Origin of the sequence: Chryseobacterium tongliaonense (assembly GCF_041224435.1) — a bacterium.
GTDB lineage: Bacteria > Bacteroidota > Bacteroidia > Flavobacteriales > Weeksellaceae > Chryseobacterium > Chryseobacterium tongliaoense.
The window spans coordinates 569,492-595,812 of the sequence record NZ_JBGFFD010000001.1; the positions used below are offsets into that span (position 1 = coordinate 569,492).

Here is a 26,321-nt window from a genome sequence, read left to right on the forward strand (position 1 = left end):
TGCTTTTTAAGCTAAATCTTTATTATAAAATGCACCCTTATTTTCAGTCATTTCCATAGACTGGGTAATGATGAGGTGGGCAACGGTAGTTAAATTTCTCAGTTCGGACAATTGGGGTGAAAGAATGGAATAGTGGTAGATTTCATCAACAGCAGCTGCAATTTCCTGATGTTTCTGCAAAGCCATATTCAAACGCCTGTTGCTTCTTACAATTCCTACAAGGTCACTCATCATTTCCTGAAGTTGTTTTCTGAGATAACTGATGATCACCATTTCATCCATGATTTTCATGCCTTCTTCATTCCATTCCGGAACAGCTTTCAGATCACCAAAGTTGAAGTTATTCTCATTTAAAAGATTTACCGTTTTCATAGCGGCATTATGACCGAAAACCAAGCCTTCCAGTAAGGAATTGGAAGCCAGTCTGTTGGCTCCGTGCAATCCTGAGTTCGTACATTCTCCAACGGCAAATAGATTTTTAATTGATGACTGCCCGTCTTTATCCACTTCAATTCCGCCCATTAAATAATGACAGGCCGGAACCACGGGAATGAGTTGGGTGAAGGGATCGATGGCTTCTTCCCTGCATTTTTTATAGATGTTGGGGAAGTGCTCTAAGAATTTATCATGATCCATATCACGGCAGTCTAAGCCGACGTATTCGTCACCGGAAACTTTCATTTCGTTATCGATGGCCCTTGCCACAATATCTCTGGAAGCTAATTCTTCACGCTCATCATATTTGTGCATGAATTTTTCGCCTCTTTTTGTTCTTAGCTTAGCTCCGTCCCCACGTACTGCCTCGGAAATTAAAAATAACATTCCGTCGATTTTACTGTACAAAGCGGTCGGGTGAAACTGGTAATACTGCATATTGGAAACCTGTCCTTTCGCACGGGCTACAAAAGCAATTCCGTCTCCGGTTGCAATTTTAGGGTTGGTCGTATTTTTGTAAACATGTCCGGCTCCTCCGGTTGCAACCAATGTTATTTTAGAAGTTATTTTTTTGATCGTCTTGGATTTTTCATCCAGAATATAAGCACCATAACAATGAATGTCTCCTTCATTTAATTCTTTACCCGGAACGTGGTGCTGGGTAATGATGTCGATAACATAATGATGATCCAGGATTTCAATATTCGGGCTTTTGTTGGCTGTTTCCAAAAGTGCTCTTTCGATCTCAAAGCCGGTAATGTCTTTATGGTGTACGATCCTGTTTTCCGTATGACCGCCCTCTCTGCCTAAAGCAAATTCACCATTTTTCATGTCAAAGTTTGCTCCCCATTCAACGATCTCATTAAATCTTGTCGGAGCTTCTTTTACCACCATTTCCACTACATCGCGTTTGTTTTCGCCATCTCCGGCACGCATTGTATCTTCGATGTGTTTTTCAAAATTATCATTTTTAGAATCTGTAACTACGGCGAGACCTCCTTGTGCATATTTGGTATTGCTTTCGTCTTCATCAGATTTTGTTACTATGATTATTTTGGCATCAGGAAGTTGCTCAGAAACTTTAATGGCATAAGAAAGTCCCGAAATACCGGAACCAATTACTAATACATCCGCTTTTATCATATGCTTGCTTTAAGACAATCGTCTAAATAATTAAATAAATTTAAACAATTTTTCGTTTGGTTTTCTTACTTTTTTCATGTGTTGGAAATGATCTTCCTCAGAGCGGTATCCTAAAGCGAGGGTGACGGTTACTTTTTCTGTCTCAGGATTAATGTCCAGAACTTTTTCTATCAAATCCTGGCGGAAACCTTCCATAGGGCAGGTGTCAATATTTTCAATAGCTGCAGCATACATCAGATTGGCCAAAACGATATAGGATTGCTTTTCTGCCCAGTTAAAAATTTCGTCATGCGTTTTTTGGGTAATATGCTGGCTGATGCTGTTTTTAAAAAGATCGAGTTTTTCTAACGGAATATCTCTTACTTCCGAAATATGGCTGAAATATCCCCGGATGTAGTTTTCATCAATTGTTTTTTTTGAAATAATAACAATAAGATGTGAACAGGTGGAAATCTGAGACGGATTATAAAAGACAGGAATTAATTTGTGCTTCATTTCTTCACTTTCCACCACTAAGATTTTGTATGGCTGAAGACCCAATGAGCTTGCAGACAGCTTACCCGACTCAAGAATGTTATGAAGTGTTTCCTGAGGAATAAGCTGGTGATTAAATTTTTTCACAGAATATCTTCTGCTTAAAGCTTCCAAATAATTCATAGGACAAATTTAATCATTGAAGCTGAATAAAACAGGTTTAAAATGAAATATCTGTTTCTAAATAAGACAAAAACCACCTCAATAGTGAAGTGGTTTTATTTATAGAAAAATGGTTTTCCCGTATTTATTCTCTGTTTTTCACCAATATCCAACCTGAATATTTAAAAGGGGTATTGTGTTTATCCCTTTCGTTCCAGGTTACAGAATACCAGTAGCTTCCTGTAGGGACTCTTCTGCCGCTTACGGTTCCGTCCCATTTGTATTTATTAGTCCTGTCTCCCTGGTGGATTTTTGCTCCGTATCGGTCAAAGATGCTGAAAACAAGATTCTGTTTACCTGCCAGAGCTGAATAATCAATCACATCATTTACTCCGTCGCCGTTAGGGGTAATTACGTTAATCAGGTTAGGGACAGTAATTGTAATATTGATTGGTTCGCAATCATAAGCATCTTTTACAAATATCTGACTTTCTCCTCTTGGTAAATTGGTAAATATGTTAGAATCCTGCCAGTTGATGTTGTCAAGGGAATACTGATATGGTGGTGTTCCTCCGATTACATTCACAGTAGCTGTAGAATTTGAGATGTCTACATTGGTGATTACCGGCTGTTCTGCAGGATATACCGTTACGGTTTGAGTAGCAACGCATTCTCCTGTTTTCAGTTTTACCCAGTATACACCCACTCCAACATTGGTAATAGTTTGAGTTGTTGCTCCTGTGCTCCATTCATAAGAAGCAAAGCCGGGTCCTGCATCCAGGGTCGTTTTATCTTCCATACAAATCGTCTTGTCTTGTAAAACAGCAGATAAAACCGGTGCCAGTACAATAAGGGTAACTTTTGCAATAGCATAACAGCCGTTTCCGTTGGTTACTTTGATATAAACTACTCCGTTAGGGGCAGTGTATGCCGTTGGGGTTGTGATTGTATTGGTTCCGTTGATTGCATCGGTTAGAGAAGGGTAGTAACTTTTAATAATTCCTGTTTGGGTAGTTACTCCTGCAGTGGTAAGATTAAAGGTCGCAGTGGCAGGATTGTTTTCGATAAAGCATGATCTTAATGTGGCATCATTCACTACAACAACCGGTAAAATGGTTAATGTAATCTGGGCAGTATCCACGCAACCCTGAGGTGTAGTTACTTTCACGAATACGGTACCTGCTGCAGAAGCATAATTGGTTGGGTTTAAAATTTCATTAGTTCCCGCGTTGAGGTCATTAAGCGTTGGATAAAACTGCTTGGTAACTCCGGCAACGGTTGTAACAGCTGCTGTTGTCAAATCAAATGTGGCTGTTCCTGCATTGTTATTATTACATCCGCTCAATGTGGCATCATCCGCTGCAAAAGGAGTAGGGTTTAATATGATCTGCGCATCTCCGTTGTCACATAATGTAGAAGAGGGATCTTTAATAACCACGGTAATCGTTGTGTTCCCTGTATATTGAAAGCTGCTTGGGTTAGCAATCGGTACAGAACTTCCCAATACATAATAAGTGAAAATATAGTTCGCCGGATTGTTAACGAATTGGGAATTATATGAAGTTAAATCTACTGTCCCACTGCCGGTAGCCGGATTCACACATACAAAAGGAGTGATTGTATTCGTTAAAATAGGAACTTTATCTACAAATATTTTGGCGTTTTTAATAGAGTGCCTTGCGGATGCACCTCCTGTGGCTGCTGAGAAACCAAAGTATCCCTGAGTCATTCCTACTGCGCCTCCGGAAGGTGTGAAAGATTGATCTACGATCAATACCCCGTCAATTCTTACTTTAATGATCCAGTTCGTAGGGTTGGTAAGATCAGTCTCACCGTTTACTTCTACATGCTTGTAAGTTGCTCCGACAAAAGGCTGGGTAGGATTCAGATCCGGTGAGTGAAATGTACTTCCGGGGGTATTATTGAATTCTATGTTGTTATTCGTAGAGTTATTGGTTCCGTACAAAAGATGAACCTTACTCATTTGTCCTTCAGTGGTGTTGTTGAAAATGTCAAAGCCCACCATAAGGCCCGATGCATTAGCCGGAATTCCAAGCCCGCCTCCTGATACAAATCCTGTCGGCGGATTTGCCAGATACCAGAATGTAAATCCATCTCCTCTTCCGTATTGAGGAGTACCATTTCCGTCAATTCTAAAATCGAATTCGACTTTCCATTTGTCACAATACCTCAGATTGATAGGATTGGCTAGTTTTATAGCTCCATATTGGCCTCCCTGATCTGGGGTAAGTTGTATAAAGTCTCCACTTACGGCGCCACTTGAAACCAGATCCCAACCTGTAGTATTTACAGGATTTCCTGTAAGCTGGTAGGTTTGGGATAGAAATGTACCAGGCAGACTTACTAAAATGATAAAAAGATAAGTGAGTAGAGTTTTTTTCATTTGAAGCAAAGCTGTTTAATTGTTAATAAATGCAAATTTATATTTTTTTAACCATTTATTCGTTAAAATGATATTAATTATATACTCATTTCCTACTTGATGTTGTTATTTTTCAATAAATATTAAATTTCATAATAAAAATGACAATGTTTAATGTTTTCTTCGGAAATAAAATTCATTAAAAAAGGATCACTCTATTTATGGAGTGATCCTTTTAATTCTTTATTTTAATCTGTTCTATTCTCTGTTTTTCACCAATATCCAACCTGAATATTTAAAAGGGGTATTGTGTTTATCCCTTTCGTTCCAGGTTACAGAATACCAGTAGCTTCCTGTAGGGACTCTTCTGCCGCTTACGGTTCCGTCCCATTTGTATTTATTAGTCCTGTCTCCCTGGTGGATTTTTGCTCCGTATCGGTCAAAGATGCTGAAAACAAGATTCTGTTTACCTGCCAGAGCTGAATAATCAATCACATCATTTACTCCGTCGCCGTTAGGGGTAATTACGTTAATCAGGTTAGGGACAGTAATTGTAATATTGATTGGTTCGCAATCATAAGCATCTTTTACAAATATCTGACTTTCTCCTCTTGGTAAATTGGTAAATATGTTAGAATCCTGCCAGTTGATGTTGTCAAGGGAATACTGATATGGTGGTGTTCCTCCGATTACATTCACAGTAGCTGTAGAATTTGAGATGTCTACATTGGTGATTACCGGCTGTTCTGCAGGATATACCGTTACGGTTTGAGTAGCAACGCATTCTCCTGTTTTCAGTTTTACCCAGTATACACCCACTCCAACATTGGTAATAGTTTGAGTTGTTGCTCCTGTGCTCCATTCATAAGAAGCAAAGCCGGGTCCTGCATCCAGGGTCGTTTTATCTTCCATACAAATCGTCTTGTCTTGTAAAACAGCAGATAAAACCGGTGCCAGTACAATAAGGGTAACTTTTGCAATAGCATAACAGCCGTTTCCGTTGGTTACTTTGATATAAACTACTCCGTTAGGGGCAGTGTATGCCGTTGGGGTTGTGATTGTATTGGTTCCGTTGATTGCATCGGTTAGAGAAGGGTAGTAACTTTTAATAATTCCTGTTTGGGTAGTTACTCCTGCAGTGGTAAGATTAAAGGTCGCAGTGGCAGGATTGTTTTCGATAAAGCATGATCTTAATGTGGCATCATTCACTACAACAACCGGTAAAATGGTTAATGTAATCTGGGCAGTATCCACGCAACCCTGAGGTGTAGTTACTTTCACGAATACGGTACCTGCTGCAGAAGCATAATTGGTTGGGTTTAAAATTTCATTAGTTCCCGCGTTGAGGTCATTAAGCGTTGGATAAAACTGCTTGGTAACTCCGGCAACGGTTGTAACAGCTGCTGTTGTCAAATCAAATGTGGCTGTTCCTGCATTGTTATTATTACATCCGCTCAATGTGGCATCATCCGCTGCAAAAGGAGTAGGGTTTAATATGATCTGCGCATCTCCGTTGTCACATAATGTAGAAGAGGGATCTTTAATAACCACGGTAATCGTTGTGTTCCCTGTATATTGAAAGCTGCTTGGGTTAGCAATCGGTACAGAACTTCCCAATACGTAATAGGTGATAACATAGTTTGCCGGGTTATTGACAAACTGGGAATTAAATGAAGTTAAATCTATCGTTCCGCTTCCTGTTGCAGGGTTTACACATACAAATGGAGTTACAGTATTCGTTAAAATAGGAACTTTATCAATGAAAATTTTGACGTTTTTAATAGAATGCCTTGCTGATGCACCTCCGGTAGATGCCGAGAAACCGAAGTATCCCTGTGTCATGACTGCAGCTGCGGCATCCGGTGCAAATGATTGAGAAACAATTTGAACTCCATCAATTTTTATGGTAATAATCCAGTTGGTAGGATTGGTAAGATCGGTTGCGCCGTTTACTTCTACATGTTTGTAAGTTGCTCCGACAAAAGGCTGGGTAGGGTTCAGATCCGGTGAGTGAAATGAGCTTCCGGGAGTGTTGTAAAATTCAATATTATTCGTATCCGATGTGTTAGGAACCAGACCATAAGCAAGATGCACTTTGCTCATCTGTCCCTGTGTGGTATTGTTATAGATATCAAATCCCACCATAAGGCCTACTGCATTCTGAGGAATTCCTAATCCGGATCCCTGCTGGCTGGTGATGGGCGGATTGGCAAGATACCAGAATGCGAAACCGTCTCCGCGGTTAAATCCGGTGGTTCCGTTTCCGTCAATTCTGAAGTCGAATTCGACTTTCCATTTATCACAGTATTTCAGGTTGATCGGATCATTGAGTTTTATCGCTCCGGAGCTGTTGCCTACGTCATCTGTAAGTCTTATAAAATCTCCGCTTACAGTGGCGGCCGGAACGACAGTCCATCCGGTAGTATTAACAGGATTGCCTGTAAGTTGATAGGTTTGGGAATGTAAGTTTTCTGACAAGCCTAGTAAAATGATAAAAAGATAAGTGAGTAGAGTTTTTTTCATTTGAAGCAAGTTGGTTAAGTTTTTTATTAATATTACAAATATATTCATCTTTTATTAACTAACGTTCGTTAGAATTAATATATATGATGGATTTTATCAATGATGTATTGAAAGCTTTAATGAAATAAAAAGCCTGAAATTTATTTAAAGTAAGACCGACTGATTATAAAAAAAGATCACTTCGAATGGAGTGATCTTTTTTGTAAATTATTCTCTGTTTTTTACCAGTACCCAGCCGCTGTATTTTGTCTGGGTATTGTTTTTGTCATTTTCATTCCAGGAAATGGTGTACCAGTAGGTGCCGGTGATGATTTTTTTACCGCTTGCCGTACCGTCCCATTTATAATTTCTGATTTTATCAGCTTCATATAATTTGTTTCCGTATCTGTCATAGACTGTAAAAACAAGGTTGTTTTTATATGCCAAAGCGGAGTAGTCAATATAATCATTCACATTATCCCCGTTTGGAGTGATGGCATTGATTAAATTAGGAACTGTGATCTGTGTGTGAATAGGATCACAATTGTAATGATCTTTTACAAATACCTTGACTTCACCTCTTGGAAGCCCTGTAAATACATTTGAATCCTGCCAATTCACACCATCTAATGAATACTGATAAGGAGGTGTTCCGCCATTTACATTCACGGTAATTGTATTATTTGTGATGTCTATAGTTGAAATAACAGGTTGCGGAGCAGCGTTTACTTTTACCATTTGTGTGGTGATGCAGTTTCCTGTTTTCAGCTCGACCCAGTAAATTCCAACCGGAACCCCCTGAATCGTCTGAGTTGTTGCTCCTGTACTCCATAAATATCCGTCAAAACCGGGACCTGCATCTAAATCGGTTCTTCCGTCGATACAGATGGCTTTGTCTTTAAGAACAGCTGATTGCACCGGCGGTAATACAATAAGATTGATCTTGGCGATGGTATAACAGCCTGTTGTGTTGGTTACCCTGACATATACTGTTGTGCTTGTTGAAACATACACTGTCGGGTTTGCAATTTCATTTGTTCCGCTAAGTGCATTGGCTAATGACGTGTAAAATTTCTTAGTAATCCCGGTTTGTGTTGTTACATTTGCGGAAGTAAGATTAAACGCAGCCGAAGTTGTATTGTTTTCAATAAAACAGGATTCAATGGTTGCATCATTTAATATCACCTGAGGTAAGAATCCTAATGTAATCTGTGCCGTATCGGTACAGCCCTGTGCAGTCGTTACTTTTACAAATACGACACCTGCTCCTGAAGTGTAAGCTGACGGATTGGTGATCTCATTGGTGCCTGCAGTAAGATCGTTCATCGTTTTATAATACTTTTTCGTAACCCCTGTAGTAGAAGTTACATTGGCTGTTGTAAGATTAAAAACTGCGGAATTTGTATTGTTGTTGTTACATTCCAGAAGAGTGGCATCAGTTGCATTGAATGGTGCCAGATTCAGTTGTATCGTTCCGTCGGGATTGTCACACAAAACACCTGCATTATCTTTCACGACAACTGAAATAGTAGTATTGGCACTGAACTGATAATTGGCAGGGTTGGCTATCGGCGTTGAACTGCCTAAAACATAGTAAGTAAAGGTATAGTTGGCCGGAGTGCTTACAAACTGAGAGTTGAATGTTGTTAAATTTACAGATCCGTTCCCTGTCGTTGGATTAGGACAGAAAGATTGTGTAATGGCATTTTGTAAAATAGAAACTTTATCGGTAAAGATTTTTACATTTTTAATGGAACTTCTTACTGATGCGGCTCCTGTAGATGCAGAAAACCCGAAATATCCCACACCCATTGTAGCAGCTGCTCCAGCCGGTGCAAAAGATTGGTTAATCACGGTATTTCCGTCGATCTTTAACGTAACGATCCAGTTTGCAGGTGTGGCAGGATCTACTTCGCCGGTTACTTCCACGTGTTTGAAATTTGCTCCGACAAGAGGAATGGTACTTGTAAGATCAGGAGAATGGAATGAACTTCCGGCGGTATTAAAATATTCAATATTATTGTTGTCGGTCGTATTCTGCACTACACCATAAGCAAGGTGCACTTTATTCATCTGGCCCCCTGTAGTGTTGTTGTAAAGGTCAAAGCCGATCATAAGGCCTATTGCATTTTGCGGAATTCCCAATCCGGAACCCAGCTGGCTTACTACAGGCGGGTTTTGAAGATACCAGAATGCGAAGCCGTCTCCTCTTCCGGAAGAAGTTCCATTTCCATCAAGTCTGAAATCAAATTCTATTCTCCATTTATCACAATACTTCAGGTTGATCGGATCGTTTAATTTTATCGCTCCCGATTTGTTTGTAAGATCTTCGGTAAGTACGACGGCATCTCCGTTCACCGCAGCTGAAGGAACGACGGTCCATCCGGTGGTGTTAACGGGATTTCCTGTAAGTTGATAGGTTTGTGAAAAAAGCTGTCCTGACAGGAAAAATAGAATAATAGTAAAATAAAACAGTAATTTTTTATTCATTTATTAGGATACTTAAAATTAGACGCGTAAAGATATTAAATCCTAAGTAATAAATGTGTATTATGTGTTAATTTTGCAGTAAATATTAATTAATTTTTAATGAAAGTTAATTTGTTTAATGAAATGGTTAATGGGAGTGGGGTAATTTTAGATTTATTCAAAATTAATCAGAAAAGTGAATTCTGGTCAAGATTCTCAAAATAAGTGTCTACTTCCAGATTGGCAGAAGCAGCTGCTGCAACGGCTAGTTTGTCGCATAATTCATTTTCGAAATGCCCGGCGTGTCCTTTTATCCAGTGCATTTTCGGCTGATGTTTATTGTACAGGGGAATGAATTTTTGCCACAGATCCGGGTTTTTCACATTTTTCCAGCCTCTTTTTATCCAGCCTGAGATCCAGTTCTGATTAATGGCATCTGCAACATATTTGCTGTCGGTATAAACATGAATGTCATTTTCTTCTGATTTCAGTTTTTCCAGAGCGGTAATGACAGCCAGAAGCTCCATCCGGTTGTTGGTGGTTTTCCTGAATCCTTTAGAAAAAGTTTTCTGATAATTTTTTTCGGGTACACGCATAAGAATTCCATATCCTCCTTTTCCGGGATTTCCGCTGCATGCTCCGTCAGTATATATTTCTATTTTCAAGATGTATTGATATGCAATTAACTTTTCTTACCAATGAAGATTGTTAAGGGCTGAATTTTAGTTTTAAATTTAGAATGGGAAATCGTCATCATCATCAAAATCATTCATTGAAGATCCTGAAAGCTGTGAGTTATCCGGCAGGTCAAAGGCTGCACCTGGTTGTATCGTAGTTTTTATCTTATCAAAACCACTCGGCTCATTCGATCCGAAATTGGAAGGATAGCCGCCACCATCTAATGCGGCTTCAATATCTCCGAATTTTGCAAAATGTTTTAAGAAAGACAATCTTACATCTGCTGTAGCACCGTTCCTGTGTTTTGCAATAATTAATTCTGCCTGGTTTTCAGTTGAGGTTTCCTGTCCCTCTTCATCATTATCCCACACGGAAATCTTATAATATTCTGGTCTGAAAATGAAAGATACGATATCTGCATCCTGCTCAATCGCTCCTGATTCCCTAAGATCCGAAAGCTGAGGTCTTTTTCCCGGACGTGTTTCCACACTTCTTGAAAGCTGGGAAAGAGCAATTACAGGAACGTTCAATTCTTTAGCGATTGCTTTTAATGAACGGGATATCATAGAGATTTCCTGTTCACGGTTTCCGGTCCCTTTTCCTCCTCCGGCTGTCATCAGCTGAAGGTAGTCGACCATGATCAGCCTTACCCCATGCTGCATTACCAGTCTACGGCATTTTGCACGAAAATCAAATATGGATAGCGAAGGGGTTTCATCGATAAAAAGTGGTGCGTTTTCCAGCTCGGATACATTGGAGAATAATCTCTGCCACTCTTCATCATCAAGAGTTCCTTTTCTTAATTTTTCTGAAGATATTCTTGTTTCGGATGCGATCATCCTTGTGATAAGCTGTACTGATGCCATCTCGAGTGAGAAAAGTGCCATCGGGATTTTATGTCCTACTGCAATATTCCTTGCCATTGAAAGAAGGAATGCGGTTTTCCCCATCGCCGGACGGGCTGCAATAATAATAAGGTCGGAATTTTGCCATCCTCCGGTTTCTTTATCAATATCCCTGAATCCTGAAGGTACTCCGGAAAGTCCCTGCTTGTCTTTTAAGGATTTAATGGTATCAATCGCCTGTTTCACCAAAGAGTTGGCTGTATCAAATCCCTTTTTGATGGTCCCGTTGGTAATTTCAAAAAAAGACTGTTCTGCTTTGTCCAGAAGTTCAAATACATCGGTAGATTCTTTATATGAAGAATCGATAACGTTGGCAGATACGTTGATTAAACTTCTTAAAATATATTTTTCAAGAATAACTCTTACGTGGTATTCAATATGGGCAGATGAGCTTACTCCCATTGTAAGGTCGATAATATAGTGATCACCACCTGCCGAAAGCAGTTTGTCTTCTTTTTTCAGGTCCTGGATGATGGTCATAATATCCACCGGCTGGTTTCCTTCATATAGCTTTAAGATGGTTGCAAAAATCACCTTATGTCTGGGATCGTAAAACACTTCCGGAGTAAGCAAATCTACGGAATGATCAAGCCCTTTTTTATCAATTAAAAAAGTTCCTATAACCAGTCTTTCGAAATCTACTGCATTAGGAGGCATTTTTCCATCTGCAATCGACAGTTCTTTCGCGAAGTTTCCATGCGTAAGAGATGATAATGTTTCTTTCTGCGCCATGGTGCAAATATAGTTTATTTAAAAAATAATCGGAAAATAGTAATTAACAAATTATTGCTGAAAAGACTTAAAATACTGTCAACAAAAGATAAAATATGTTGATAAAAAAATCACCCCGAAATTGAGGTGATTTTAATTTGCTAATATAATTGAGAATTATTCTCTGTTTTTTACCAATATCCAGCCGCTGTATTTGGTCTGGGTATTGTTTTTATCATTTTCATTCCATGAAATGGTGTACCAGTATGTTCCTGTGATGATTTTTTTACCACCGGAAGTACCATCCCATCTGAAGTTTCTTATTTTGTCTGCCTCATACAGCTTGTTTCCATATCTGTCATATACAATGAAGATCAGGTTTTTCTTGTAGGCTAATTCTGAATAATCAATATAATCATTCACGTTATCTCCGTTTGGAGTAATGGCGTTCAACAGATTTGGAACTGTAATCTGTACTTCCACCGGTGTACAGTCGAAAGAATCAATTACATATATTTTGTTTTCTCCTCTCGGAAGACCTGTGAATACATTGGAGTCCTGCCAGTTGATTCCGTCTAAAGAATATTTGTAAGGAGCAGTACCCCCTGAAACATTTACAGTGATTGTATTGTTTGAAATATCAATAGTAGTGATTACAGGTTGCTGAGACGGGTGTACATTTACCTGTTGTAACGTGAAACATTTACCTGTTTTTAATTTTACCCAGTACGCGCCTATTCCAACGTTGGTAATTGATTGCGTAACAGCTCCGGTGCTCCATTCGTATCCGTCGAAACCAGGTCCGGCATCAAGAGTGGTGGTATCTTCCGCGCAGATGGTTACATCTTTAAGAACGGCAGATTTTACAGGAGGTAAAACTTTAAGGGTAATTTTCGAAATGGAGAAACAGTGATTCTCATCTGTTACTCTTACATAAACGTCCGTGCTTACAGTGATATATACCAATGGGTTACCGATTGGGTTGGTTCCGCTCATTGCATTGGCAAAAGTGGTATAGAATTTCTTGGTTGTTCCTGTCAGGCTTGTAACGTCTGCAGAGGTAAGGTCAAATGCTGCCGTTATAATATTGGTGTCTATATAACAAGATTCCAAAACTGCATCTTTCACGACTACCAGCGGATGGAATTTTAACTGAATTTCAGCGTCATCGGAACATCCCTCGGAAGAAGTAACTTTTACATATATTGTTTTTTCACCTGAAACATAAGCCGTAGGATTAGTGATCTGATTGGTTCCCGCATTCAGGTCATTCAATGTAGGGTAGTACTTTTTGGTAGCACCCGGCTCGTTAAATGTATCTGCTTCCGTAAGATTAAAGGTAGCGGTACCTGCATTGTTGTTATTACATGCAAACAAAATGGCATCTCTCGCTATAATATTTCCCTGCTTGAATTTAAATTTCCCGGTAAGGAAGCATCCATTGACAGGGTTGTTAGGGTTAGTTGGATCCTGATACTTCAATCTGTAATAATAGATCGTCGTTCCGTTTATTATGGTAGGATTCGGAAGCGGGCTGTCTCCGGTAATAGCATCATTGGTATTGTCATGATAAGTAACCGTGAAGTTTGGATTTCCATTTAAAATACCGGGAGTAAGGGTATTGAAATCAAAAGGAGACGGAAGTGCGCACTTTAAAATTTCATTAGGAGAATCCGGGGTCGGACCAGGCACACCAGGAGTGATGAAAGGATTAGGAGTCAATGCCGGATCATTAAATGGCGACGTTAACGTTGCTGTTCCTCCCCATGTCAAAGAAAACCCGTTAGATGTGCTCAGGAAATTATCAACAATCAGATAATAGGTTTCTCCTGCGATTACATCCATGGCCGGGCTCCAGTAAGGAGAGTTTGTAGGAGTAAGTTCAAGACCCGTATTTCCTGTAGGAGTTGATCCTGCATAGTTACATCTTATAGGTGCACCTAAGGCAGCACAGTTGGCATTAGGACCATACACTGCAAAATCGTAATCGTCCGGATTATTGTTCGAATCAATCGTAAATACCAGAGTTCCCGAAGTGGCTACTGTAAATGAATACCATACCGAGAAGTTTTCATCCTGCATTAAGCATCCGGGATTTGATAAATCTTCCTGTACATTTCCTGACCCGGAAGGGGTATATGAAATGTCGGAATTTCCGCATACGGGAATCGCTGATATACAGTCGGATTGCGAAAAATATAATTGAGATAAGAATACAATAAAAAGAAGTAGTAGTTTTCTCATTTTAAAATGATTTTTATGTAACAAAATTAAGTAAAATAATGATAATAATAGAATTATTACTCATTTTGAAAGGAAAAAAACCGCTGAAAAGCGGTTTTTTATTTTAAGATATAAATTACTCTCTGTTTTTCACCAATACCCAGCTTGAGAATTTGAAAGCAGTGCTTTTCTTATCATTCTCATTCCAGGTTACAGAATACCAGTAAGTTCCTGTAGGTACTTTTTTACTTCCGTTGGTTGTTCCGTCCCATTTGTAGCCGTTTGTTTTGTCGGCCTGGTGTACTTTGTTACCATATCGGTCATAAATGTTGATAATCAGGTTTTGTTTATAAGCCAATGCTGAATAATCAATCACATCGTTGATTCCATCACTGTTTGGCGTGATCACATTGATCATGTTAGGAACAGTAACCGTAATATCGATCGGATCACAATCATAATCATCTTTCACATAAATATGAACATCTCCTCTCGGAAGATCTGAGAATGTATTGGAATCCTGCCAGTTGATATTATCGATTGAGTATTTATATGGCGGTGTTCCTCCGATTACATTTACCGTAATGCTGTTATTGGTAATATCTACATTGGTAATAACAGGCTGCTCGGAAGGGTAAACTTTTACCGTTTGAGTGGTGAAACATTCTCCTGTTTTTAATTTTACCCAGTAAGTTCCCACACCCACATTGTTGATAGCTTGGGTAGTGGCTCCGGTGCTCCATTCATATCCGTCAAAACCGGGTCCTGCATCAAGAGTGGTCGTATCTTCCATACAGATGATCTTATCGATAAGAACAGTAGATTTTACCGGTGGTAAAACGATCAGAGTCACTTTTGCTATAGTATAACATCCGTTTCCATTAGTCACTCTTACGTACACCACTCCGTTTGGAGCGATATAAGCTGAAGGGGTTCCGATTACATTGGTCATATTGATCGCATCGGTTAAAGACGGGTAATATGTTTTTGTAACTCCCGGCTGAGTGGTCACACCTGCAGCAGTAAGGTTGAACGAAGCTGTTGAAGGATTAGATTCAATGAAACATGATCTCAGGGTAGCTTCATTGACTACAACCACAGGGTAGAAGCTTAATGTGATTACTGCCGTATCGGTACATCCGTATTGAGAAGTTACTTTTACATATACTACTCCGGTTGAAGACGTATAAGCCATAGGTAACGTTATTTCGTTTGTCCCGGCATTAAGGTCATTCATCGAAGGATAATATTGTAAAGTTGCCGTAGGATCGGCAATCACATTCGCAGCTGTTAAATCAAATACAGCAGTTCCTGCATTGTTATTATTACATTCCGTTAAGGTAGCATCATTTGCCGTGATAGATCCGTCTTTGAATTTGAAATTTCCTGTCTGTCTGCATCTGTTGATAGGATTATTCGGGTTGGCAGGATCAGAATAGGTAATGCTGTAATAATAAGTAGCGGTCATGCCTACAGGAATCGGAGCTGTAATAGGATTGTTTCCTGTTAATGCATCATTTTGGCTTGTGTGATAAGATACATTGAAGTTAGGGTTTCCATTAAGAATACCTGCTGTTAATGTGCTGAAATCAAATATTGCAGGGTTTGAACATACGATCACTTCTCTTGGATCTGCAGGGTTAGCTGCAGGAATTCCCGGTGGAATAAACGGATGTGGCTGGATCGTAGGATCGGTAAAAGGAGAAGCCAAAGTAGCCGTTCCACCCCATACAAGGTTGAATGTATATACCGTATCAGAGAAATTGTCAATGTATAAATAATAAGTTTCTCCAGGTAATACATCCATGTATTTTACAAAACCGTCTCCACCGGCATTTTCAGTAGTATCTGTAGAGGTCATATTAAGACCGGTCTGAGGATATAATGCATACCCGCCTCCTGCATAAGAACATCTTACCGGAGTTCCTTTGGTTGCGCAGGTTTTGTTAGGTCCGTATACAGCCCAGTCATAATCTACGTCACCTGTGGGGTTAATTAAGAACGTCAGTGTTCCGCCTGTAGCAATCGTAAAAGAATACCATGCAGAGTGATGTTCTGTGGAAAGGCATCCACCCAGAGGGGATTCGTTTACGGCGCCTATTCCTGAAGGGGTATAACTGATATCAGAGTTTCCGCAGACGGCGATTGCTGTTGCACAATCTTCTTGAGCGTATGATATCTGATAAAAAATCATCAGAAAAATTAGTAAAAGTTTTTTCATAAGGGGAAATTTTATACAGCAAATATAAAAAATTATTAATCTTTAATTGAAGTTTTTATGATTAATTTAATAGAACGAAAGATATATACTTAATATTGCATTTTCCTAAGTTTAGGATTTGTAGTTCCTACAAGTAATGCGATAAGTACTGTCATACTGCCTCCAAAAATTACTGAGCGAACGACACCCAGAAGCTTTGCACTTAATCCACTCTCAAACTGTCCCATTTCGTTACTCGACATGATAAATATTGAATTCACACTCAAGACCCTTCCTCTGATATGATCCGGAGTTTTAAGCTGAACAATGGTCCCCCGGATAACAACTGAAATCCCATCAAGCATTCCACTCAATACTAAGAACATAAATGAAAGCCAGTAGAGATTAGACAGTCCGAAGCCGATGATGCAAAGACCAAACCCGGTAACAACACCCAATAAAATTTTTCCCTGGTTTTTTCTCAGTGGGATAATGGATAAAGTTGTAATAATACACATGGAACCTATATCTGAAGCCGCATTCAGCAGTCCGAAGCCTTCAGCGCCTACTTTTAAAATATCAGTGGCATATACCGGAATCATTGCAACAGCGCCTCCGAAAAGTACAGCGAACATATCAAGGCATAATGCCCCTAAAATTTCTTTGGTTTTAAATATATAAGAAATCCCTTCACGCATACTTTCAAAAACATTTACATTTTCTTTCTTATGTTCAGAATACTGTTTTTTGAGTTGCCAGAAAAACAAAGAAGCAATTATAATTAATGAAATAATAACCACCAAAGTCCATTTTACGCCAAAAAAACCGATAAGAAATCCCCCGACAGCATGGCCACACACCGAAGAAATAAGAAAGGTAGCCTGATTTAAAGTGACGGCATTAGGCAAATTTTCTTTTTTTACAATTTTCGGAATCATAGATGGAACAATAGGCCCGATAAAAGCCCTTGCAATACCCGTAAAAAAAATAACACCATAAATAAAATAGGTGATCTGATGTCCTGTAAAATGCATTTCCACGTTAAGAAAAGCAGGAATTAGCAATAAACCGATCAGAAAAACATAGGCATAATTGCAGATCAGCAGAAGTCTCTTTTTTTCATTCATGTCAATAACATGGCCTGCATACAAGGCGCAGCTTACCGCAGGAATTACCTCTGATAAACCTATTAAACCTATTGAAAAAGGATCTTTTGTTAATTGATACACCCACCATCCCAATAAAGTAGCAAGCATCCTAAAGGCTAAAACGATAAAAAATCTTCCCGTAAGAAGATTCCTAAATTCAACATTCTGCAATGTTTTTAACGGCGTAAAAGAAATCATGCACAAAAATAGCCCTAAATATTTATTTAAGGCTATCAATATATCGTCTTTTTAAATGATAAATCAAATGAAGACCAAAAGATAAAATCTATTTTAGTCCGCTCTTGAAGAGCTTAAAACCAATGCGGCAACACCTGCTGCGCCAATCACCACAGCACCTGCCGTAGTTCTGGCTCTTCTGCTGTCTCTTACTGCCGATACATTGGATTTTGGAATGATCACTTCTGTACTGTCTTTCTTTCCGGCCGTTCCGATAAGATTATCGCCATCTACATTACGGAACAGCATTCTTTGGTTTTTTGAGCCGTCCTTCATGGTAACAACATACGTTCTTCCGGCTTGTAAATTAGAATAATCATTTTTCGAAATATCCTCGCTGTATTTTGTAGTAGCACAAGATGAAATTACAAACAGAGAAGTCAATAAAGATGATTTTAAAAGTACAGATGCTTTCATTATTATTTTTTAGTTTTCCAAATTTATAATTTTTTTCGAATATACGTTTCCGGAATTAAAAAAATGTGTTTAAAGTTTGTAAATTTCTAATAAATTTCCGATTTTTCTGTCATTGGCCAATCTCGGGGTCTTATTTTGTCCACCCAGTTTTCCTTGCGATTTGGCATATTCATGAAAAGCGTTTTTCTTTAACACAGAGATGTGGAGTTTCTGTAAAATATTCCCTGAAATCAAATCATCATAGTATGTGTTACGTTTTCTCAACTGCAGGTCAAGCTCATCTCGGAATGCATTCAAATCTTCAGGTCCCTTTTCAAACTCAATAAACCATTCATGATAAGGAAGTCCGTCATCCGGATTTACCTGTGGCGCGAGATGGAATTCCGTAACCTGAGCCGGAAATTTTTCCAGAGTCGCTTTGATGGCCTCTTCCACTTCAAATGCAATTACATGTTCTCCAAAAGCAGAGGTGAAATGCTTTGTCCTTCCACTTACTAAAATCCGATGCGGGTTTTTATCGATAAACCTCACGACATCACCAATAGAATAGGCCCATAAACCGGAATTGGTAGTTAATATCAAAGCATAATCTTTATTGAGCTCAATATCCTTTAAAGTCAATCTCCTGGCGTCAGGCTTGCCGTATTCCTCCAGCGGAACAAATTCATAGAAAATTCCATGATTGGTTAAAAGCAGCAATCCCTCTTTGGTATAATCATCCTGAAAAGCAAAAAATCCTTCGGAAGCCGGAAATGTTTGTACAATATCTACATTTCCGCCCAGCAGATCTTCCATTTTATCCCGGTAAGGCTCGTAATTGACACCGCCGGTAACGATAAGCTGTAAATTCGGAAAAAGCTGCTTGATTTTCTTTCCGTGCTTTTCCGTTAATTTTTCAAAATACATGATCAGCCACGGCGGGATCCCGGAAATTAAAGTCATATTTTCCTTTTCGGTCTCGGCTACGATTTTGTCAACCTTAGCCTCCCAGTCTTCCATAATATTGGTTTCCCAGCTTGGCAGACGGTTTTTCTGAAGATAATTCGGAATGTGATGGGCCACAATTCCGGAAAGCCGGCCTGTTTTTATTCCGTATACCTCTTCCATTTCAGGGCTTCCCTGTAAGAAGATCATTTTCCCCTGTACAAAATCAGCATTGTTTTTTTTGGCGATGTAATGAAACAGTGCGCTTTGAGCACCTGCAATCTGATAAGGCATTCCCTCTCTGGAAATAGGGATGTATTTTGATCCTGAAGTAGTACCTGATGTTTTTGCAAAATATTCCGGAGTATCGGTCCAAAGAATATTAGCCTGGCCTTTTTTTACTCTTTCAATATAAGGTTTCAGGTCTTCATAATCTGCAACGGAAACTCTTTCCTGAAAGTCTTTAACAGAACGGATGTTTTCAAAATCATGTTCCCTGCCAAAAAGTGTTTTTTTTGCAGTATTCACCAAAGATAAAAGCAATTCTTCCTGATCCTTTTCTGAATTTCTTTTGAACTCTTCAGTTTTTTGAACATGCTTTTTTGCCCAAACCAACGCTATATTTTTCTTGAGGAAATTTAACATGCTTCAAATTTATAAATAACTGAAGAATCTGATCGTATTTTAATTCAATATGAGCAAAAAAAACCGATGATTGCACTCACCGGTTCTTCGAAATTTGATTATGAAAATAACAACTATATGTTTAGTTTACTTGTTTGCTTTGTACCTTTTATCCGGGGTACCATCCTTTTTAAGCATTTTGTTTTCCTTATACCTTTTGTCCGGGGTTCCGTCTTTTTTCATTTTGGCTCCGGGAGCTGGCGTTGCAGCCGGTTTTACTGTTTTCGGGCTGGTCGCTTTTACTGTTTTTGTAGTTTGATGAGGGGCAGCGCTTGTTGAAGGAGCTGTCTGCTGAGCAGTTGCAAGACCTAATCCTAAGATTAATGACATTGCTGATAATAATTTTTTCATAGTGACTATTCTTTGTTTTCGTTGATTAAAGGTATACAAAAACTAAGCTGAAAATATTAGCTTTTAGAAACTTAACTAAAGTTTATTACTGCTTAAAAAAATATTAAAGGTGGTAATGAAAAATAAAAACCTGCCTTCAAAATGAAGACAGGTTTTGGTATGAATAGTTGGGTTGTTATTAACGTGTACAATTGGCGGTCCATGTTTTACCGTCTTTTGCAAAGAAGATTTTCAATTCATCATTATCAATTCTGATATATGAGGTTGCATTGGAACCCACCATAACCAATGTGTGGTCACCTTGTTGTTCAAACTGGATTCCGTTAAGATCCGGAATACTGTTTGAGAAAGCAAAATTGTATTTCGTACCACTTGCAATTTTAGTTACAAATACACTTCCGTTATCCGTACTTATATTCGTAGAGCCACCGTCATTATAAGAGATGCTTCCACGATAAGTTCCCGCAAAGAAGTCGTTATTGGTAGGGTCATCATCATCGCTGCAAGATGATAATGAAGTCACAGTAAAGAACACCAGCAAAAGCATTCCTAAGATTTTAATTGCATTTTTCATAATTTTATTTCTTTAAAGGTTTAGTAGAGTTAAAGTTTCCAACATTGTGCCATGTGGTAGATATGAAGGTTTTTTTAACTTTTAATTAAAAATTTTTGGCAAAAAATTATGAATAATAACGAGTTTCTTTTAATTCTTTGAAGATGTGTATTTTTGAATAAAATAAAAACGGTTTCAAACTTTTGAAACCGTTTTTTTATAAGGGAGTAAGATCAGTGATTTATTTTTTAACGGTCATTTTAAAACTTTTCAGGTGGTCTCCGGCTTTTCCGGTGATGCTTATAAAGTAAGTTCCATTGCTGAGAAGGTTCTGAAGCGAAAATTTCTGTTTACTATTCTTAGCAAGGTTTTCCTGGTAGATGAGTTTTCCTGAAGCATCATATAGACTCATTCTGCAGTTTTCTTTTTCTAAAATATCACCTTTAATGATGAAGTTTCCATTATTAGGGTTGTTATAAAGGATAAGATTGTTAAACTGTGATGTTTCGGAAGTTCCCAGAGTCTTGATGTTAAACTTGGCAAGAAACGTTACATTTTTTTCAGATCCCGTAAGAGTAGGATCAGGATCGATGATCTGGGGCTGCCAGCATCCGGAGGTAGCATATCCGCTTTGTGCTGTAGTTTCTCCATAAAGATATAAGGAGGTTTTGTGAATGGCTATATTGATGGGCTCATTAAATTTCTCACTGGTTCCTCCGTAATAGGAACTCCATTGAAGTGCTCCGTTCGAATTGAACTTTGCAAAAAAGTGGTTTGATGAATTACTGGTGTTCTGTTGCGGGCTTTGCTGATAAACATTTGGAGTTGCCATATTACTCCCCGTTCCATAAGATAAACCGCAGACATAGATATCATCGCCTACAATGGCCAAGGGTTTTTGAGATCCCTGAGAAGTTTCCCAGGCCGTTCCTCCTATATAAGTGCTCCATATTCTGTTTCCTGAATGATCAAATTTAGTAAGAAAAATATCGCCGGATCCGGAGATCTGAGGTTGATGGCTCCCCGGCGTACCATAATAATTATTACTGTTCATTGTCGGATCGTTGGTGATGAGGTCTCTTCCTGCGATATATAAACCGGTATCGTTGACTTCAAAATTGGTCATACCGTTATGCCCGAAGCCTGCACCATAATAAGTTCCCCAATCTCTGGTTCCTGTGTTGGCATTCATTCTCATAATAGCGCCGGAGGATTTGGCTGTTTGAAAGGCTCCCGGTGACGGGATTGAAATCTGATTGGAAGCAAATTCCTGGCCTATCATCATGTAAAGCGCGTTGTTGTGATATTGAATAGATGAACCATAGCCCGGATAATACGTTCCCCAAAGCCTTTGTCCGCTCGGATTCAGTTTTACCAGAAACCCGTTTTGGATCTGAACTCCGTTTATGGTCATGATCTGGTAGTTTTCCTGAAAAACTCCGGAAGTGGTAATATTCTGCGCCGAATAGGTAAGGCCTGAAATATAAACATTCTCAGAATCGTCAACGGTTACTCTTGACAGAGAAGGAAGATATGTCGCCCAGGTAAGGGTGTTGTTTGCAGAATACTTGGCCAGTATTACGGAAGGGTATGTTGAGGTGGTTGTCATCCATACACCGGGAGTGGCAGATACCGGAAGATTGCCACCGGAATGGTACTGGTAATATTTGTTGTCCTGAGCATCAATATACATCAGCTCTTTCTGATAAGTGCCCGGAATGTTAGGGTGAAACTGGTCATATTCATAAAATAAAAGATTTCCTGCAGAATTGAACTTGGCATTGTAAACAGACTGTGGATAAGGGCCGGTACCGAATGAGTAAGGCTGTCCGTTTCCCACACTGAATTGCTGATAATAAGAAGTATTGTAGCTGAGGATTCCGGTAACGAAACCTTTTACATAAATATTATCCTGCGAATCGAAAAGAATAGATTTTGTGTCGAAAAGTGAAGTCCATGATCTTCCGCCTACGGGCCCGAAATACGTTCCCCAGGATCTTAGATACTCAAAATTATTTTGAGCCATTGTAAAATTGAAAAGGAAGATGTTTACTAAAAAGAATAATTTTTTAGCCATATTATATTTGAGTTTAGGTTATTGTGATAAAATTACAAAATATATTCAATATGATTGATAATTATATTTCATTTATCTGTTTCATTTGTGAGTTTCGAAATTATTAACAGGTATGTTGGATGTTGTCTTTTACGTATCTTTGCATAGAAAACGGTTTCAGAAAAGTTCTGAAATCGCTTTTGGCGTTTATACCTAATATATTATGCAGTTAAAAACCATCAACGAAAAATTTCTTCCGGATTTGTTACAAAAAGAGTTTGGAAAAGAGGTTTTTACCCAACTGGAAGCTCATCAGCATATTTCTGTAAAAGGAAATGCAGGATCTTCGGCTTCTATTTTTGTGGCAGAGCTTTTTTTAACCCAAAAGAAAAACATTCTTTTTCTGGTGGATGATAAAGAAGATGCGTTGTACGTGAATACCGAGATGGAAGACTTATTGGGAAAAGAGAAAGTACTGTATTTTCCGGCGACTCATCTTGAGCCCTATCAGGTTGAAAAAACGCAGAATGCCAATCTGGTATTAAGAACGGAAGTTTTAAATAAAATAAATTCAGGGAAATCTCCGAAGGTCATTGTTGCCTATGCGGGAGCTGTATCTGAAAAAGTTCTGAAGAAAGAAGATTTCAAAGCGATTTCCCACCATATAAAAGTCGGGGATCAGCTTGATTTTGATTTCGTAGACGAGCTTCTTTCCCATTATCAGTTTCAGCAGACAGATTTCGTTTCCGAGCCGGGAGAGTTTTCGGTAAGAGGGGGAATTGTAGATGTCTTTTCATATTCTTATGAAAAACCTTATAGGATTACGTTCTTTGGAAATGAAGTGGAAAGTATTAAAACCTTTGATATAGAAACTCAGCTTTCTGTAGACAAGGTGAAAGAATTCCAGCTGGTTTCCAATATGAATTTTTCGGTTACGGGAACTAAAGTTTCACTGCTTCAGCTTCTGCCGAAAGAAAGTTTTGTGGTTTCTAAAAATGGTGTGGTCGGGCTTCAGAAAATTAAAACCTTTTACGAAAAGGCGCTGGAAAAATATGATGCATTAAATAAAGATATTGCCCACAGGACACCACAGGAATTATTTATTTCCGATCAGGAGTTTTTATTCGATTATAAAAAATTTAAAACGATAGATTTCGGTAGCGTTTCAATAGACATAAAAGAGCTTGCCGAAGTTAAAATAGAACAGACTTCACAACCGTCTTTCCATAAAAATTTCGAACTGCTTATTGAAGACCTTGAGGAAAAACAGGGTGAAGGTTTTGATACGTGGATCTCATTTTCCACTGAGAAACAAAAAGAAAGACTGGAATCTATTTTTGAAGAACTGGAGCATGAAGTTCCTTTTAAGAGTTTCAGATCCGAGCTTCATGAGGGGTTTGTAGATAATGAGCATAAAATTTCGGTGTATACCGATCACCAGATTTTTGACCGTTACCAGAGGTATAAAGCCAAGAATACATTTGCCAAATCAGAGCAGCTTACCCTGAAAGATCTGATGTCTCTGAAAATCGGGGATTATATTGCCCATATTGACCACGGGATCGGAAAATTTATGGGATTGGTGAAAGTAAACAACGACGGGAAAATTCAGGAATGTTTTAAACTTACCTATAAAAATGGCGACCTGCTTTATGTAAGTATCCATTCCCTTCATAAAATTTCAAAATATAACGGCCCGGACGGAAAGGAAATTGTTTTAAGCAAGCTCGGATCACCTGCCTGGAAATCTTTAAAACAGAAAACAAAAGCCAAAGTCAAACAGATTGCTTTTGACCTTATTAAATTATATGCTCAGAGAAAAACAGCTCAGGGATTTGCCTATACCCCGGATTCTTATTTACAGAATGAGCTTGAGGCAAGCTTTATTTATGAAGATACCCCGGATCAGGAGAAGGCAACCATTGATGTGAAAAAAGATATGGAAGCGAGTACGGTAATGGACAGGCTTGTGTGTGGAGACGTAGGTTTCGGGAAAACTGAAGTTGCCATCCGTGCAGCTTTTAAAGCGGCTACAGACGGGAAACAGGTGGCGATTTTAGTGCCGACAACGATTCTTGCTTTTCAGCATTACCGGAGTTTTAAGGAGAGGCTGAAAGATTTTCCGGTTAATGTTGCCTATGTCAACAGATTCAGAACGGCAAAACAGAAATCAGAAACTTTAGCAGGTCTGAAAGACGGGAAAGTGGATATCATCATAGGAACCCATCAGTTGGTAAGCAGCAGTGTGAAATTTAAGGATCTCGGACTTCTGATTATCGATGAAGAGCATAAATTCGGAGTGTCTGTAAAAGACAAGCTGAAAACACTTAAAAGTAATGTGGATACACTTACATTAACAGCGACACCTATTCCGAGAACATTGCAGTTCTCTTTAATGGCTGCAAGAGATTTATCAGTAATTAAAACACCTCCACCCAACAGACAGCCTGTAGATACGCAGTTGATCGGGTTTAATGAAGAGATACTTCGTGATGCGGTTTCTTACGAATTGCAGAGAGACGGACAGGTTTATTTTATCAATAACAGAATTGAAAACCTTAAAGATATTGCAGGCCTCATTCAGAGGCTGGTCCCGGATGCCAGAGTAATTACGGGGCACGGACAGATGGAAGGAAAACAATTGGAAAAGAATGTCCTGGATTTTATGGAAGGCAAGTATGATGTGCTTGTTTCTACAACGATTGTGGAAAGTGGGGTGGATGTACCGAATGCCAATACCATTTTCATTAATGATGCCCAGCGTTTCGGGATGGCTGACCTTCACCAGATGAGAGGCAGGGTAGGACGGAGCAACAGAAAGGCTTTTTGTTACCTGATCACTCCGCCTTATGATATGATGACGGCAGATGCAAGGAAAAGACTGGAAGCGATTGAGCAGTTTTCTGATCTGGGAAGTGGTTTCCAGATTGCAATGAAAGACCTTGAGATCCGTGGTGCCGGTGATTTATTGGGTGCTGAGCAAAGCGGCTTTATCAACGAAATGGGGTTTGAGACTTATCAGAAATTAATGCAGGAGGCGCTGGAGGAATTAAAGGATGATGAAGACTTTGAAAATTTATTTGACAATGAAGAAGACAGGCAGAAACTTTTCAAATCTGTAAAAGAGGTTAATATTGATACCGATCTTGAGCTTATGCTTCCTGATTTTTATATCTCAAATACCGAAGAAAGATTACTGCTGTATCAGAAAATAGCCGAAATAGACAATGAAAAAGATCTTCAGAAGTTTGAATCTGAATTAATCGACCGTTTCGGTGCATTGCCGCAGGAAGCAATCAATCTTTTGAAAAGCGTTTCTTTAAAATGGCTGGCTGCAGATATTGGCTTCGAAAAAATTGTCATGAAAAACGGTATTTTCTTAGGGTATTTTCCGGGAAATCCACAAGATAAGTTTTATCAGACCGATAAATTCAGGCATATTATTAATTATTTGACTCAAAATCCTGCCGAAGCGCAGCTTAAAGAGAAGATGGGTAAGGATGGAAATCACCTGATGATGAGAAAAGATAAGGTGAAAAACGTAGATGAGGTCAACGTTTTGTTAAGGTCGATTCTTCAATCAAATTAATTTTTATGTTCCGCGTAGAAATAATTCTACTTTTTTGTACTAAAAATTCTATGCGGTAGTCAGCTTATTTCTATGAT

16 protein-coding genes are annotated in these 26,321 nt (G+C 38.9%); 1 reads left to right on the forward strand and 15 read right to left on the reverse strand.

All coding sequences use genetic code 11. The annotated features are described in order from the left end of the window. Window positions 1-6 precede the first annotated feature (6 nt). The 15 genes from nadB to AB8P06_RS02800 form a co-directional block, all read right to left on the reverse strand. A complete protein-coding gene (gene nadB / locus AB8P06_RS02730; protein WP_369837527.1) occupies window positions 7-1,578 on the reverse strand; it encodes an L-aspartate oxidase in 1,572 nt (523 codons plus the stop codon). Window positions 1,579-1,608: 30 nt separating this feature from the next. Beyond that, complete coding sequence (locus tag AB8P06_RS02735; RefSeq protein ID WP_369837530.1) at window positions 1,609-2,235, reverse strand: NAD(P)H-dependent oxidoreductase; 627 nt, start codon at window positions 2,233-2,235, stop codon at window positions 1,609-1,611. Window positions 2,236-2,359: 124 nt separating this feature from the next. Continuing rightward, the gene (locus AB8P06_RS02740) at window positions 2,360-4,618 is read right to left on the reverse strand and encodes an FIDD domain-containing protein (RefSeq protein WP_369837533.1); all 2,259 of its coding nucleotides are present in this window, start codon (window positions 4,616-4,618) and stop codon (window positions 2,360-2,362) included. Between the two features lie 237 nt (window positions 4,619-4,855). Next, window positions 4,856-7,120: an FIDD domain-containing protein gene (locus tag AB8P06_RS02745; protein WP_369837536.1), complete on the reverse strand. Its 2,265-nt coding sequence runs from the start codon at window positions 7,118-7,120 to the stop codon at window positions 4,856-4,858. A gap of 207 nt (window positions 7,121-7,327) precedes the next feature. Then, window positions 7,328-9,589: an FIDD domain-containing protein gene (locus AB8P06_RS02750; RefSeq protein ID WP_369837539.1), complete on the reverse strand. Its 2,262-nt coding sequence runs from the start codon at window positions 9,587-9,589 to the stop codon at window positions 7,328-7,330. Window positions 9,590-9,756: 167 nt separating this feature from the next. Next, window positions 9,757-10,233 (reverse strand): ribonuclease HI, encoded by a 477-nt coding sequence (gene rnhA, locus AB8P06_RS02755; RefSeq protein WP_369837542.1) that lies wholly within the window; start codon window positions 10,231-10,233, stop codon window positions 9,757-9,759. Window positions 10,234-10,302: 69 nt separating this feature from the next. After that, complete coding sequence (gene dnaB / locus AB8P06_RS02760) at window positions 10,303-11,883, reverse strand: replicative DNA helicase (protein WP_369837544.1); 1,581 nt, start codon at window positions 11,881-11,883, stop codon at window positions 10,303-10,305. A 156-nt stretch (window positions 11,884-12,039) separates the two neighbouring features. Next, a complete protein-coding gene (locus AB8P06_RS02765; RefSeq protein WP_369837547.1) occupies window positions 12,040-14,106 on the reverse strand; it encodes an FIDD domain-containing protein in 2,067 nt (688 codons plus the stop codon). A 115-nt stretch (window positions 14,107-14,221) separates the two neighbouring features. Then, window positions 14,222-16,306: an FIDD domain-containing protein gene (locus AB8P06_RS02770; protein WP_369837550.1), complete on the reverse strand. Its 2,085-nt coding sequence runs from the start codon at window positions 16,304-16,306 to the stop codon at window positions 14,222-14,224. 89 nt (window positions 16,307-16,395) lie between these two features. Further along, a complete protein-coding gene (locus tag AB8P06_RS02775) occupies window positions 16,396-17,631 on the reverse strand; it encodes an MFS transporter (protein WP_369837553.1) in 1,236 nt (411 codons plus the stop codon). A 93-nt stretch (window positions 17,632-17,724) separates the two neighbouring features. Further along, window positions 17,725-18,087 (reverse strand): hypothetical protein, encoded by a 363-nt coding sequence (locus tag AB8P06_RS02780; RefSeq protein WP_007847320.1) that lies wholly within the window; start codon window positions 18,085-18,087, stop codon window positions 17,725-17,727. A 69-nt stretch (window positions 18,088-18,156) separates the two neighbouring features. Further along, window positions 18,157-19,656: a GH3 auxin-responsive promoter family protein gene (locus tag AB8P06_RS02785; RefSeq protein ID WP_369837556.1), complete on the reverse strand. Its 1,500-nt coding sequence runs from the start codon at window positions 19,654-19,656 to the stop codon at window positions 18,157-18,159. 126 nt (window positions 19,657-19,782) lie between these two features. Next, window positions 19,783-20,046 (reverse strand): hypothetical protein, encoded by a 264-nt coding sequence (locus tag AB8P06_RS02790; protein ID WP_369837558.1) that lies wholly within the window; start codon window positions 20,044-20,046, stop codon window positions 19,783-19,785. A 178-nt stretch (window positions 20,047-20,224) separates the two neighbouring features. Then, entirely contained in the window at window positions 20,225-20,620 is a 396-nt protein-coding gene (locus AB8P06_RS02795; protein WP_369837561.1) for a hypothetical protein, read from the reverse strand. Between the two features lie 220 nt (window positions 20,621-20,840). Then, complete coding sequence (locus AB8P06_RS02800; RefSeq protein ID WP_369837564.1) at window positions 20,841-22,676, reverse strand: T9SS type A sorting domain-containing protein; 1,836 nt, start codon at window positions 22,674-22,676, stop codon at window positions 20,841-20,843. A gap of 202 nt (window positions 22,677-22,878) precedes the next feature. Here AB8P06_RS02800 and mfd point away from each other — a divergent pair, with 202 nt between their 5' ends. Next, window positions 22,879-26,244 (forward strand): transcription-repair coupling factor, encoded by a 3,366-nt coding sequence (mfd, locus tag AB8P06_RS02805; protein ID WP_369837566.1) that lies wholly within the window; start codon window positions 22,879-22,881, stop codon window positions 26,242-26,244. The last annotated feature ends 77 nt before the right edge of the window (window positions 26,245-26,321 follow it).

Coding starts and splice junctions, on each gene's coding strand:
- AB8P06_RS02775 (WP_369837553.1), bottom strand. CDS start 17,631: ATGATTTCTTTTACGCCGTTAAAAACATTGCAGAATGTTGAATTTAGG.
- AB8P06_RS02795 (WP_369837561.1), bottom strand. CDS start 20,620: ATGAAAAATGCAATTAAAATCTTAGGAATGCTTTTGCTGGTGTTCTTT.
- AB8P06_RS02750 (WP_369837539.1), bottom strand. CDS start 9,589: ATGAATAAAAAATTACTGTTTTATTTTACTATTATTCTATTTTTCCTG.
- nadB (WP_369837527.1), bottom strand. CDS start 1,578: ATGATAAAAGCGGATGTATTAGTAATTGGTTCCGGTATTTCGGGACTT.
- AB8P06_RS02745 (WP_369837536.1), bottom strand. CDS start 7,120: ATGAAAAAAACTCTACTCACTTATCTTTTTATCATTTTACTAGGCTTG.
- AB8P06_RS02765 (WP_369837547.1), bottom strand. CDS start 14,106: ATGAGAAAACTACTACTTCTTTTTATTGTATTCTTATCTCAATTATAT.
- AB8P06_RS02740 (WP_369837533.1), bottom strand. CDS start 4,618: ATGAAAAAAACTCTACTCACTTATCTTTTTATCATTTTAGTAAGTCTG.
- AB8P06_RS02785 (WP_369837556.1), bottom strand. CDS start 19,656: ATGTTAAATTTCCTCAAGAAAAATATAGCGTTGGTTTGGGCAAAAAAG.
- AB8P06_RS02735 (WP_369837530.1), bottom strand. CDS start 2,235: ATGAATTATTTGGAAGCTTTAAGCAGAAGATATTCTGTGAAAAAATTT.
- AB8P06_RS02800 (WP_369837564.1), bottom strand. CDS start 22,676: ATGGCTAAAAAATTATTCTTTTTAGTAAACATCTTCCTTTTCAATTTT.
- AB8P06_RS02770 (WP_369837550.1), bottom strand. CDS start 16,306: ATGAAAAAACTTTTACTAATTTTTCTGATGATTTTTTATCAGATATCA.
- AB8P06_RS02780 (WP_007847320.1), bottom strand. CDS start 18,087: ATGAAAGCATCTGTACTTTTAAAATCATCTTTATTGACTTCTCTGTTT.
- AB8P06_RS02790 (WP_369837558.1), bottom strand. CDS start 20,046: ATGAAAAAATTATTATCAGCAATGTCATTAATCTTAGGATTAGGTCTT.
- mfd (WP_369837566.1), top strand. CDS start 22,879: ATGCAGTTAAAAACCATCAACGAAAAATTTCTTCCGGATTTGTTACAA.
- dnaB (WP_369837544.1), bottom strand. CDS start 11,883: ATGGCGCAGAAAGAAACATTATCATCTCTTACGCATGGAAACTTCGCG.